Source organism: Pseudomonas sp. PA-1-3F, from assembly GCF_021609665.1.
Classification (GTDB): Bacteria; Pseudomonadota; Gammaproteobacteria; order Pseudomonadales; family Pseudomonadaceae; genus Aquipseudomonas; species Aquipseudomonas paracarnis.
This window is the reverse complement of record NZ_WJZD01000056.1, coordinates 17,711-29,485: the sequence shown is the minus strand read 5'-3', so window position 1 is coordinate 29,485 and position 11,775 is coordinate 17,711. Positions and strand designations below refer to the sequence as shown.

Here is an 11,775-nt window from a genome sequence, read left to right as displayed (position 1 = left end):
GGCTTGTGGAATTATCGGAGGGGCTGTGGGTGGGGCGGCGGGAGGCGCTTTTTTTGGTGAGTTTGGTGGGTTTTTGGGGGGAAGAATATTGGCAGTCGACGGCGATCTGATATTCCAACCCGAGGGCACATAACGATGTCCCTTTTTCTTGTATATAGCATTGTGATGTTCGCTTGGGTATTTGTCGTCTTCGTACTGATAGTGTTTGCTGAATACGCAAAGCTGGATGAACTGGAAAGTTACTTCAGTGAGAACGAGAAGGTTCTTAGACATAAGCGTTTCAGGGAAGGATATGATCCGATCGATAGATATCATCGAATGAGCCTGATGATCGACATCCTGTCAGGGCCGAAAGCTTTTCTGAAGGCAGGCCTTGTGACCGAAGCCGAGCTGGCGTCTGTCCCCTTGACGCTTAAGCGCTGGGCCTTGTGGCCGTATCGCCTCGCGGATGTTTGTATCATCGAAATGATTGTGTGGGAGGTATGGCGCAGATGGTGCGATATCCCAATTCCATAGAACTAGGCCTCACTCGCGAAAACACCTCTTGAATTGGCAATTGGTAGACGTGTGCGAACCAGCAGGCGGTCATTACGGGGCGCTATAGATCAAGAGTGATTCGATTTTCCCACCTGGGGCATGACAATGTCGTTTTTTCTCGCTTACACCCTGGTGATGTTGGTTGGAGCGTTCGTCATTTTGGGATTAATGCTCTTTGTCGAACGAACAAAACTCGAGGCGTTGGAAGGTTACTTCATTGAAAACGTGCAGGTGCGTAAATATCAGCAACGCTGGGGACGAAACCAGCGGTTCGTCAGGTTTCATCGCATGTGTCTAATGATTGATATCCTCCGCGCGCCAGAACGCTCCGTGAAAGAAGGTTACATGACCGAGGCAGAGCTAGCCGTCATTCCGCCAGCGCTCAAGCGTTGGGCTGTATGGCCCTATCGGCTCGCGATAATGTGGGCGATCAGTTGGGGCTATTGGTGCACCTGGCTTTAGAGGTGCTCTCGCTTCTTGAGCCTGAATTCCAGGCTCACATTTTTTAGAAAAAGTGCTGTACATGCATACAGTCTTATCCTACAGTCCATCCCAGGTGACCGGATGTCGCCGGTTACCTGAGCTTCAATTTTTTAACTATGGATGGATAAAAAATGAAATCGAAAAAAGCCTTCATTATGGGCGCGGCCATGGCGGCCTCTTGCTTCGTTTCGGCCTTTGCCCTGGCCGAGCAATACCCTCATCTGGCGGCGCAAACGCCTCAAGTCAGCGTCAAGCAAGCTTTGAAAGATGCTTCGAAAATCCAAGCCAACAAGGCACCCGCTACGCTCAAACAGCGACTGCAATCGAGCGCTCACCTGAAGAAGCCCGTGTTCGCTGCCAAGTCCAAGGCGGACTCGGTGGTGGAAGACATCATTGCGCCCGCTGCGGTAGGCAAAGTGCAAAAGGCCACTGGCAAGCAAGCGTCTGCCGCGCAAGCGGCTTTGGTCCAGGGTTGTGAAGTCACGCTGGACGTGAACGCGCTCTACACAATTGAGGGCGTGCAGGCCGGCGCTTTGCTGTGCTATCACTTCAATTTGCCGCAGAAGGCCAGGATCAACGCCTTGCTGGTCAATCAGACGGTGGGTACCGACATGTCATTGTCACTGTTCCAGGACGATGGTCAGGGCAACCCGCTTCCCATGGGCACCTCCAATAACCCGGGCAATGGCGACGAAAGCCTAAGCGGTGTGGTGCCGGCCGGTGATTATTACTGGTTCATGGAGGCCAATGCGGCGGTCGACGGGTCGAGCTTCCAGTTCGGTGTGGCGGTCGACACCAATATCGACGCCTACGAGCCCAACGACACGCCGGACACGGCCTTCCAGCTGCCGGACACGCTGAACTACCTCAGCGGTAATGCCGACAGCCTCGACGATGTTGATTACTTCGATTTCACCGCTGTGCGTGGCCAGAGTGTGGGTATTGCGTTGGTGGCCGATGCCGCTAGCGGTAGTACCCGTGGCAAATGGATCCTTGAGCGTTTCGATGGCAGCCAGTGGGTCACCGTGGGCGCCAATGTGATCTCGACGTCGATCCCAAGCCCAGGCGTAGGCGGTGTGGTGAAGGTGCGCGTGCGGCCCAACCAGCACCCGAATGAGCCTTGGAGTGCGACGGGTAAATACACGCTGTCCTTTGGTTCCAACCCACATGTTAACAACCCGGATATGAAAGGCGAGGCGAATGTGTTGCGTATCCCGTATTCCGCTTCCAACGTGGGTTACGGCTATATGACCACCCAAGCCTACCGGGATCTGACCTGGACCATGGGCCTGTCGGACAGCACCGGTGCGCCCCTGGTGGGGTTGCACCCGATTGTCTACCTCGACCAGCACATCAACCCGGACACCGGAGATATCGTCTACAAGGCTTACTCGGCGGCTACCGACAGCTCGGGCCAAGCCGGCGGCACGATCAACGTGGGTACCTGCTTCGGTGATTTCCAGACTGAGTTTGTCGATTACTCCCAAGGTTACAACAATACCTGGCGTACCGACTTCAACTATGGGGTTTGGCGCATGGAGGTACTGGAGTACCCGGGCATTGGTGTCGGCGGTGAGAACACCCAGTTCGTGAGCTTTGGCCATTTGTGCAAACAAACCTTGCTCAGCAGTACCAAGAGCTAAGCCAGTGGCGGCTTAGCGCAAAGGGCATACAGGCAAAGCAGCTGTATGCCCTTTTTGCGTCAATGCGTAACGCCATTGCTGCATTTTTCCGCCGGATGCTTATGACGACCGCTGGTTATCGTGGCTGACCGGCTCCCAATACAAAGTGCCAAACAGATAGTCCATCAATGGCAGCACGATGTTGAAATTACGCCCCTGCATCAGCTCGCGACGGTGGTGCAAGGCATGCAGGCGGTGCATCTGGCGAATCCATGGCAGGCGTGCCACCGGGTGTTCGGCAGGCAGGTGTTCGCAGGCATGGAACACTTCGTAGAGCAGGTAGCCAAGGATCACGCAGCCTGCAAACAACCCGGCAACGTTGGTGCTCAGTTCGCTGAGCAGCCACCAGGCGGGAAGGGTGATGGCCAGGCTGTGCAGCATGATCAGCCAGGCTGGAAACAGGATGACGCGCCAGTCCCGAGGGCTGTCGTAGGTCATGTGGCCGGGGGTGAAGAAGCTGTGGTGATCGCCGGTGTGGCGTGCGTAGAACAGCCGGGCGAATGCATGTTTGTGATGGCCCAGGTGGCGGTGCACGAGGTAGATGCACAGGTTGAAGAACAGCAGGGTCAGGGGCACGGTCAGCCACTGCAGGGCGGTGATATCGGCGGTGGAGGACCAGGCCAGCGTGATGCAGGCGATGCCGTAGCCAAGCACGAATGCGGCGTGCAGCCAGGGGTTGTAACGCGGGTTGACGCTTGCGCGGTAACGGTCGCGGAAAGTCTCGGTCGGGTGGGGCATGGCCGGCTGCTCGCTGTGTTTTTATTTGAGGCTGAGCTTAGTTGGCGTAAGCGGATGTGCGAGTTTTTACTGACCACCTCATCCCCCCTGTAGGAGCGAGCTTGCTCGCGAAAAATGTCAACGATAACGCGGGCTTCTGAATAAACGCGGCGCCTGTGAGTTTTTCGCGAGCAAGCTCGCTCCTACAACCGGAGGGCAAGCCAGCTCCCACGTTTTTGCCCGAGACCGACCAGTGGAGGCTTGCACAGGTCTGAATTACTTGTTAGCTTCTGGCAAAATGTTAACGATAACATTTGCTCTAAAAATAAAAACAAAACAGAGACCCACGCCATGAAAATGCTCCCGAAAACCCTGTGTTTACTGGTCGCCAGCATCACCCTGGGCAGTGCGACCCCCGCGTTTGCCGACGCTGCCAAGCCCATCCGCATCGGCGCCTCGTTCCAGGAAATCAACAACCCCTATTTCGTCACCATGAAAAACGCCCTGGAAGAAGCCGGCGCGACCATCGGTGCCAAGTTGATCATCACCGACGCCCGCCACGACGTGTCCAAGCAGGTCAGTGATGTCGAAGACATGCTGCAAAAGGGCATCGACATCCTGCTGATCAACCCCACTGATTCCGTCGGTGTGCAATCAGCTGTCAAGTCGGCCCATGCTGCCGGCGTCGTAGTGGTGGCGGTGGATGCCCAGGCAGATGGCCCGTTGGATTCGTTCGTGGGGTCGAAGAACTTCGACGCTGGTTTCCAGGCCTGTGAGTATCTGGCTAAAACCATCGGTGACAAAGGCAATATCGCCATCCTTGACGGCATCGCCGTGGTGCCGATCCTCGAACGTGTACGCGGCTGCAAAGAGGCGGTGGCCAAGCACCCGGACATTAAGATTGTCAGCATCCAGAACGGCAAACAGGAACGCGATCAGGCGCTGACCGTCACCGAAAACATGTTGCAGGCCCAGCCTACCCTCAAGGGCATTTTCAGCGTGAATGACAATGGCTCTCTCGGCGCGCTGTCGGCCATCGAAGCCAGCGGTATGGACGTGAAGCTGGTCAGCGTCGACGGTGCGCCGGAAGCGATCAAGGCGATCCAGAAACCCGGCAGCCATTTCATCGCCACCTCGGCCCAATACCCCCGCGACCAGATCCGCCTAGCACTGGGCATCGCCCTGGCCAAGAAGTGGGGCGCCCAAGTACCGGCCAGCGTGCCGGTGGACATCACCCTGATCGACCAGGCCAAGGCCAAGGACTTCAGCTGGTAACCCCCCCAGGCCCCGCGTAGTTCGTGGGGCCCAGGTCTTCCTTCTGAGTGCGAGGTCGGCGGTATGAGCAGTCTTCTGAAGCTGGAAAACATCTGTAAGCGTTACCCTGGGGTGCAGGCCCTCAAGGCCATCAACCTGCAAGTGGAGCGCGGCGAAATCCACGCCTTGCTCGGGGAAAATGGCGCGGGCAAATCCACCCTGATGAAGATTCTAGGCGGGGTCGAGCATCAGGACGAAGGGCAAATTTTTATCGACGGGCAGGCCCGAAAATTTGCGACCTATCGGGATGCGATTGCCGCCGGGATTGGCATTGTGTTCCAGGAATTCAGCCTGATTCCCTACCTCACGGCGGTAGAAAACATCTTCCTCGGCCATGAGCTGAGCAACCGCTTCGGCCTGTTGCGCAAGCGCGAAATGGCCGAGGCGGCGCATGCGTTGTTCGAGCGCCTCGGGGTCAGCATCGATCTGCACTGCGCGGTCAAGCACCTGAGCGTGGCCGAGCAGCAGTTTGTCGAAATCGCCAAGGCACTGGCTTTGGACGCACGCCTGCTGGTGCTCGATGAGCCAACCGCGACGCTGACCCCCAGTGAGGCCGAGTTGCTGTTTGGCATCATGCGCGAACTCAAGCGCCAGGGCGTGGCGGTGATTTTTATCTCGCACCACCTGGAAGAGATTTTCCAGGTCTGCGACCGCATCAGCGTGCTTCGCGACGGCGGCAATGCGGGCGTCACCGAGGTGGCCGACAGCGACATCGACCGCCTGGTCGAGATGATGGTCGGCCGCCGCCTGGAGTGCAGTTTTCCGCCTAAACCCACTACCGCACGCGGCCCGTTGCTGCTGGAGGTCAAGGATATCCAGCTGGTGCGCAACGGTCCCCACAACCGTTTCAATTTGCATAAAGGCGAGATCCTGGGCTTCGCCGGCCTGGTGGGCTCGGGCCGCACCGAGCTGGCCCTGGGCATGATGGGCGCGCTGCCCACGGTGAGCAAAGACGTGTGGCTGCGCGGAGAAAAAGTCAGCCTCGATGACCCGGCCCAAGCCCTGGCCTGCGGCATCGGCCTGCTCCCCGAAAGCCGCAAGAGCGAAGGGCTGATCACCGCCTTCAGCATTCGCGAAAATATCTCGCTGAACAATTTGCCCAAGTATCAGCACGCCTCGGGCCTGATCGACAAGGTCCGCGAGTGCGCCAGCGTCGAAGCGCTGATGCGCCAGCTGTCGATCAAGGCACCCAGTGGCGAAAGCCTTGTGGTGAACCTCAGCGGCGGCAACCAGCAAAAAGTCGTGATCGCCCGCTGGATCAACCACCACTGCGACGTGCTGGTGTTCGACGAACCCACACGCGGCATCGACGTGGGTGCCAAGGCGCAGATCTACGCGCTGATGCGCAGCCTCACCGAACAGGGCTACGCGATCATCATGATTTCCTCCGAGCTGCCCGAAGTCATCGGCATGTGCGACCGCGTCGCCGTGTTCCACAAGGGCGCCATCGTCAAGGTACTGGAAGCGTCCGCCGTCAATCCTCAAGAGGTCATGCGCCATGCAACAGGGGGCTCAAGTGAATACGTCCATTAACACCGCCGGCACCGGCCGCTTGCGCCTGAACCTGGCGCGGCTGCTGCGTTCGCCGGCGTTTTATCCCTTTGTCGGGCTGGTGGTGGTGACCCTGGTGATGATCCTCGCCAGTGACACCTTCCTCACTGCCAGCAATCTCTCCAACATCGCCCGCCAGGTGTCGATCAACGCAATCATCGCGGTGGGCATGACCTGCGTGATTCTCACCGGTGGCATCGACTTGTCGGTGGGGCCGGTGATGGCGTTGTCCGGCACCTTGACCGCCGGGCTGATGGTCGCCGGGTTGCCGCCGGGCCTGGCGATTGGCGCCGGGCTGCTGGTGGGCGTGGCCTTCGGCATCGGCAACGGGCTGTTCGTGGCGTACCTGCATATGCCGCCGATCATCGTCACCCTGGCGACCATGGGTATCGCCCGCGGGTTCGGGCTGATGTACACCGACGGCTACCCGATTTCCGGCTTGCCAGAGTGGTTCGCGTTCTTCGGTCGCGCCAGTGTGTTTGGCCTGCAGGTGCCGATCCTGATCATGCTGATCACCTACCTGGCGGCCTATGTGCTGCTGCAACACACTCGCATCGGCCGCTACATCTACGCCATCGGCGGCAATGAAGAAGCGGTGCGCTTGTCCGGGGTGCGAGCGGCGCGTTTCAAGCTGCTGGTGTACGGCATCAGCGGCTTCACCGCCGCGATTGCCGGGCTGGTGCTCACCTCGCGCTTGATGAGCGGCCAGCCGAATGCCGGCGTGTCGTTCGAGCTGGATGCGATTGCCGCCGTGGTACTGGGTGGTGCGTCGATTGCCGGCGGCCGCGGAGTGATCATCGGCACCTTGCTCGGCGCCATGCTGCTGGGCGTGTTGAACAACGGTTTGAACATGCTTGGCGTGTCGCCCTACGTCCAGAGCGTGATCAAGGGCGGGATCATCTTGCTGGCGATTTTCATCAGCCGTCAGCGCCATCGTTAATACCTCACTACACAGGACCGAACACATGGACAAGCACACTCACATGCAAGCCGTCGTCTGCCACGGCCCGAAAGACTACCGCCTGGAGCGCATCGGCAAACCCCAGGCGCGTGCCAATGAGCTGGTGATCCGTATCGCCGCCTGCGGCATCTGCGCCAGTGACTGCAAGTGCCACTCGGGCGCTGCGATGTTCTGGGGCGGCGACAACCCCTGGGTCAAGGCGCCGGTAGTACCGGGCCACGAATTTTTCGGCTACGTGGTCGAAGCCGGCGAGGGCGCCGAGGAGCACTTTGAGGTCAAGGTCGGTGACAAGGTCATCGCCGAACAAATCGTGCCGTGTGGCAAGTGCCGCTTCTGCAAATCAGGCAAATACTGGATGTGCGAAGTGCACAACATCTTCGGCTTCCAGCGCGAAGTGGCCGAAGGCGGCATGGCCCAATACATGCGCATTCCCAAGACCGCCATCGTGCACAAGATCCCTGAGTCGGTGTCCCTGGAAGACTCGGCGCTGGTGGAGCCGATGGCCTGCTCGATCCATACCGTCAACCGTGGCGATATCCAGCTCGACGACGTGGTGGTGATTGCCGGCGCGGGCACCCTGGGCCTGTGCATGGTCCAGGTCGCCGCGCTGAAGACCCCGAAGAAGCTGGTGGTGATCGACATGGTCGATGAACGCCTGGAGCTGGCGAAAAAATTCGGCGCCGATGTGGTGATCAACCCCGCCCGTGACAACGCTCGCGAGATCATCAACGGGCTGACGGACAACTACGGCTGCGACGTCTATATCGAAACCACGGGCGTACCGGCCGGCGTCACCCAGGGCCTGGACCTGATCCGCAAGCTCGGGCGCTTTGTCGAGTTCAGCGTGTTTGGCGCCGAGACCAGCGTGGACTGGTCGATCATCGGCGACCGCAAGGAGCTCGACGTGCGCGGCGCGCACCTGGGCCCGTATTGCTACCCGATCGCCATCGACCTGTTCGAGCGTGGCCTGGTCACCTCCCAAGGCATTGTCACCCATGATTTCCCGCTGGACGACTGGGCCGAGGCGTTTGAACTGGCCAATTCGACCAAGTCGATCAAGGTGCTGTTGAAGCCGGTGCTCTGAGATGGACTACGTCATCGGTGTAGACATTGGCACCCAGAGCACCAAGGCGCTGCTGGTGGATGCCCAAGGCACGATCATCGCCCAGCATAGCCAAGGCTACCGGGTGGACACCCCGAAAGTGCGCTGGGCCGAGCAGTGGCCGCAGGTGTGGCTGGATGCTGTCGAAACGTGCGTGGCCCAGTGCATGGCCAAGGCCGGGGTACCGGCGCCGCAGGTCAAGGCGCTGTGCATCAGCAGTTTGTACGGTGGTTCGGGCATTGCCGTGGATGCGCAGATGACGCCGCTGCACCCGTGCCTGATCTGGATGGACCGCCGCGCCGGCGAGCAGGTGGCCTGGGTGCGTGAGCATGTGGACCTGGAGCGCTTGTTCGCCATCACCGGCAATTCGGTGGACAGCTACTACGGCTTCACCAAGATGCTCTGGCTCAAGCAGCACCAGCCTCAGGTGTGGGCGAATACCCGTTACCTGTTGCCGCCCAACAGCTACATCAATTGGTGCCTGACCGGCGAGTTGGCGGTGGACCACAGCAGCGCCGGGAATATCGGCGGTGTCTACGACGTGGCGGCGCGCAACTGGTCAGGCGAGATGCTGGAGGCGTTGGGTATCGCGCAGTCGATGATGCCCGAGCGGTTGCTGTATTCCGGCGAGGTGGTGGGTGGTTTGCTTGCAGACTGGGCCGCACGCCTGGGCTTGCAGGCGGGCACGCCGATCCTCGCTGGGGGCGTGGACGCGGCCATGGCGACCCTGGCGGCGGGTGTCACTCAGCCAGGCAATCATGTGGCGATGATCGGCACCAGCATGTGCTGGGGCTACCTGAACCAGCAGGTGGATGCACGTCACGGTTTGGTGAGCATGCCCCACGTCTACAACGGCCACCGCGACCTGTACATCTTCGGCGGTGCGATCACCGCCGGGGCCTCGGTCAGCTGGTTTCGCGAGCAGTTCTGCCAGGCCGAAGAACAGCAGGCCCAGGCCACGGGGCAAGACAGCCTGGCGCTGCTGGAGCAGAGCGCGATGAAGATTCCGGCAGGCAGCGAAGGCGTGGTGTTTTTGCCTTACTTGATGGGCGAGCGCAGCCCGGTGTGGGATGACCGCGCCAGCGGCAGTTTTGTCGGGCTCAACCTCTACCACAGCCGCTTTCACCTGTACCGCGCGGTGCTGGAGGGCGTGAGTTTTGCCCTGCGCCACAATATCGAAGCGGGCAGCCAGGGCGCGCATTCCCTGGACCCGCGCTTGATTGTGGTGGGCGGGGCGAGCCATTCGGACCTGTGGATGCAGATCATCGCCGACGTCACACGCTACCCGGTGTACACGATCGTGCAGGAGGTAGAAGCAGCCCTGGGCGCGGCGTTGTTGGCGGCGCATACGATGGGGTTGGTGAGTGATGGGCAGATGGACACGGGTTGGGTGCAGTTGCAATTGCGGGCGCAGCCCAAGCGGGAGAATGTCATGACCTATGACCGGGCGTTTGCCGAGTACCTGAAGCTGTATCCGGCCCTGAAACCGGTCATGCACAACCTGCAAGCCACCTGATTCAACACCGTCCAAAACTGTGGGAGCTGGCTTGCCTGCGATAGCGGTGTATCAGCACCCGATAAGGAGACTGACACTCCGCTATCGCAGGCAAGCCAGCTCCCACAGTGGGTCTTCATTGGTTTTGAGATCTTTATTTATGTCTACCACCTTCGACTTTTCGTACCAGCGCATCCTCGTCACCGGTGCCAGCAGCGGCATCGGTCGCGAAATTGCCCAGCAACTGATCGCCAGCGGCGCCGAAGTCTTCGCTCTCGGTCGCGATGCCCAGGCGTTGGCGGCATTGGGGTGCCGCACCTTGTGCGTGGATATCGCTGACAGCATCGCCCTCGATAAAACCCTGCAAGATTTGCCGCCTCTGCACGGCCTGGTCAACTGCGCCGGTATCTCACGCCTGGAGCCTGCCGCGGCCATCAGCGCCAACGCCTTCGACCAGGTAATGCAAGTCAACGCCCGCGCCGCTGCGCAAGTGGCCAGCCGGGTCGCGGCAAAGATGATCGAGGCGAACATGGCCGGCAGCATCGTCAACGTCTCCAGCCAGGCGTCGTTGGTGGCGCTGGACGATCACCTGAGCTACTGCGCCTCCAAGGCTGCACTGGATGCGATCACCCGCGTGCAATGCGCCGAGTGGGGCCGTTTTGGCATACGCGTCAACAGCGTCAACCCCACCGTGACCTTGACGCCGATGGCGGCCATGGCCTGGTCCGACCCGGCCAAGCGCGACCCGGCGCTGGCAGCGATTCCTTTGGGGCGTTTTGCGCAACCGGCGGAAGTGGCGCTGCCGGTGCTGTTTTTGCTTAGCGACGCGGCGAGCATGATCAGTGGCGTGAGCCTGCCGGTGGACGGCGGCTACACCAGCCGCTAGCCGTTTTCCAACTGCCCGGCGATAACCACTTTGTCCCGTGGCTTGTGCGGGTCTTGCAGGCGATCAAGCAGCAGGCGCACCGCACTGCTGCCGGCCAGGGACGCGTCGTGGGCCACGCAGGCAATCGGCACGCCAAAGATATCGGCGAAGGGCAGGCGGTCGATGCCGCAGATGGTCAGGCTGTCATGGGCGATGTTATGCATGCGCAACGCACGCAGGGCGCCCAGGGTGATCAACTGGTTGAAACCCATGATCGCGTCCGGTGCCGAGTGCGCGGCCAGGTAATCGAGGGTATGCAGGTAAGCCGGCATCAGCGTGTAGTCGCCCGCTTGCACCTCGACCTGGATGTCGGGATGTTCGGCCAGCACTTCCCGCAGGCCTTTGAGGCGTTCCACGCTGATACGCGAGTGCTCGGGGCCGGTCAGCACCAGCAGGCGCTTGAGGTTCGGGGTTTGGCGTAACAGGTAGTGCGCGGCTTGCAGGCCGCTGTGGTAGTTGTCGAGCACCACGCGGCTGAACGGGCTGTCGTGGATCGTGCGATCGAGCAGCACCACCGGGGTCTTGCCGTTGCCCAGGCGCTCCAGGTAGTCGGGCTGGTAGCTCGGCTCGTCGGAGACCGGCGACAGGATGATCCCCGCCACGCGATAGCCCAGCAGGGTATCGACCGCCTTGCTTTCGAGTTCTTCCAGCTCATCGGTGTCCACCAGCATGATGGTGTAGCCGTGCTTTTTCGCCTCGCGGGAAATCGCCTTGATCATCTCGCTGTAGAACGGGTTGTCTACCGATGCGGTGATGACCCCGATGATCAGGCTTTCACTGCGCTTGAGCCCGCGGGCGAAGGCGTTGGGCACGTAGTCCAGCTCGCGTGCCACTTCCAGGATGCGCGCCAGGGTGGCGGGTTTGACCAGGTCGGGTTTGCTCAACGCGCGGGACACCGTAATGGTGGTCATGCCGACCCGTTTGGCAATGTCGCTGATGGTGACGGACTTTTTCTTGTTCATCGGTAAGACTGCGAGAGTAAACACCAGCAGGCTAGCATGTGCGCAA

Annotated in this window: 11 protein-coding genes; 9 read left to right on the top strand and 2 right to left on the bottom strand. The window is 60.3% G+C overall.

Annotated elements, in window-relative coordinates:
• Positions 1–135: 135 nt before the first annotated feature.
• From GIV26_RS26235 to GIV26_RS26225, 3 genes are all read left to right on the top strand, one after another.
• On the top strand, positions 136–516 hold the full coding sequence (locus tag GIV26_RS26235) for a hypothetical protein (RefSeq protein ID WP_034128173.1): 381 nt from the start codon (positions 136–138) through the stop codon (positions 514–516).
• A 126-nt stretch (positions 517–642) separates the two neighbouring features.
• Complete coding sequence (locus GIV26_RS26230; RefSeq protein ID WP_034128276.1) at positions 643–999, top strand: hypothetical protein; 357 nt, start codon at positions 643–645, stop codon at positions 997–999.
• A 152-nt stretch (positions 1,000–1,151) separates the two neighbouring features.
• Positions 1,152–2,663, top strand: coding sequence for a hypothetical protein (locus GIV26_RS26225; RefSeq protein WP_236282807.1), 1,512 nt, complete (start codon positions 1,152–1,154; stop codon positions 2,661–2,663).
• A gap of 99 nt (positions 2,664–2,762) precedes the next feature.
• Here the strand turns inward: GIV26_RS26225 and GIV26_RS26220 are convergent, their stop codons facing one another.
• Entirely contained in the window at positions 2,763–3,440 is a 678-nt protein-coding gene (locus GIV26_RS26220) for a sterol desaturase family protein (protein WP_236282805.1), read from the bottom strand.
• 330 nt (positions 3,441–3,770) lie between these two features.
• On the opposite strand from GIV26_RS26220, the gene GIV26_RS26215 reads away from it, so the two are divergent.
• From GIV26_RS26215 to GIV26_RS26190, 6 genes are all read left to right on the top strand, one after another.
• Positions 3,771–4,694, top strand: coding sequence for a substrate-binding domain-containing protein (locus GIV26_RS26215; protein WP_057974980.1), 924 nt, complete (start codon positions 3,771–3,773; stop codon positions 4,692–4,694).
• A gap of 63 nt (positions 4,695–4,757) precedes the next feature.
• A complete protein-coding gene (locus GIV26_RS26210; RefSeq protein ID WP_057974979.1) occupies positions 4,758–6,266 on the top strand; it encodes a sugar ABC transporter ATP-binding protein in 1,509 nt (502 codons plus the stop codon).
• The gene (locus GIV26_RS26205; RefSeq protein WP_054897444.1) at positions 6,232–7,224 is read left to right on the top strand and encodes an ABC transporter permease; all 993 of its coding nucleotides are present in this window, start codon (positions 6,232–6,234) and stop codon (positions 7,222–7,224) included. The genes GIV26_RS26210 and GIV26_RS26205 overlap by 35 nt, the downstream gene beginning before the upstream one ends.
• A gap of 25 nt (positions 7,225–7,249) precedes the next feature.
• Entirely contained in the window at positions 7,250–8,329 is a 1,080-nt protein-coding gene (locus GIV26_RS26200; RefSeq protein ID WP_034128169.1) for an alcohol dehydrogenase catalytic domain-containing protein, read from the top strand.
• Between the two features lies 1 nt (position 8,330).
• A complete protein-coding gene (locus tag GIV26_RS26195) occupies positions 8,331–9,863 on the top strand; it encodes an FGGY-family carbohydrate kinase (RefSeq protein WP_054917455.1) in 1,533 nt (510 codons plus the stop codon).
• A 139-nt stretch (positions 9,864–10,002) separates the two neighbouring features.
• On the top strand, positions 10,003–10,728 hold the full coding sequence (locus GIV26_RS26190; protein ID WP_057974977.1) for an SDR family oxidoreductase: 726 nt from the start codon (positions 10,003–10,005) through the stop codon (positions 10,726–10,728).
• Here GIV26_RS26190 and GIV26_RS26185 read toward each other — a convergent pair.
• Complete coding sequence (locus GIV26_RS26185; RefSeq protein ID WP_054897430.1) at positions 10,725–11,729, bottom strand: LacI family DNA-binding transcriptional regulator; 1,005 nt, start codon at positions 11,727–11,729, stop codon at positions 10,725–10,727. The genes GIV26_RS26190 and GIV26_RS26185 overlap by 4 nt on opposite strands.
• Positions 11,730–11,775: the final 46 nt, after the last annotated feature.

Bases quoted from the DNA above. Each gene is read 5' to 3' on its own strand.
- GIV26_RS26235 (WP_034128173.1), top strand. From the start codon at position 136: ATGTCCCTTTTTCTTGTATATAGCATTGTGATGTTCGCTTGGGTATTT.
- GIV26_RS26225 (WP_236282807.1), top strand. From the start codon at position 1,152: ATGAAATCGAAAAAAGCCTTCATTATGGGCGCGGCCATGGCGGCCTCT.
- GIV26_RS26210 (WP_057974979.1), top strand. From the start codon at position 4,758: ATGAGCAGTCTTCTGAAGCTGGAAAACATCTGTAAGCGTTACCCTGGG.
- GIV26_RS26195 (WP_054917455.1), top strand. From the start codon at position 8,331: ATGGACTACGTCATCGGTGTAGACATTGGCACCCAGAGCACCAAGGCG.
- GIV26_RS26190 (WP_057974977.1), top strand. From the start codon at position 10,003: ATGTCTACCACCTTCGACTTTTCGTACCAGCGCATCCTCGTCACCGGT.
- GIV26_RS26215 (WP_057974980.1), top strand. From the start codon at position 3,771: ATGAAAATGCTCCCGAAAACCCTGTGTTTACTGGTCGCCAGCATCACC.
- GIV26_RS26205 (WP_054897444.1), top strand. From the start codon at position 6,232: ATGCAACAGGGGGCTCAAGTGAATACGTCCATTAACACCGCCGGCACC.
- GIV26_RS26230 (WP_034128276.1), top strand. From the start codon at position 643: ATGTCGTTTTTTCTCGCTTACACCCTGGTGATGTTGGTTGGAGCGTTC.
- GIV26_RS26220 (WP_236282805.1), bottom strand. From the start codon at position 3,440: ATGCCCCACCCGACCGAGACTTTCCGCGACCGTTACCGCGCAAGCGTC.
- GIV26_RS26185 (WP_054897430.1), bottom strand. From the start codon at position 11,729: ATGAACAAGAAAAAGTCCGTCACCATCAGCGACATTGCCAAACGGGTC.
- GIV26_RS26200 (WP_034128169.1), top strand. From the start codon at position 7,250: ATGGACAAGCACACTCACATGCAAGCCGTCGTCTGCCACGGCCCGAAA.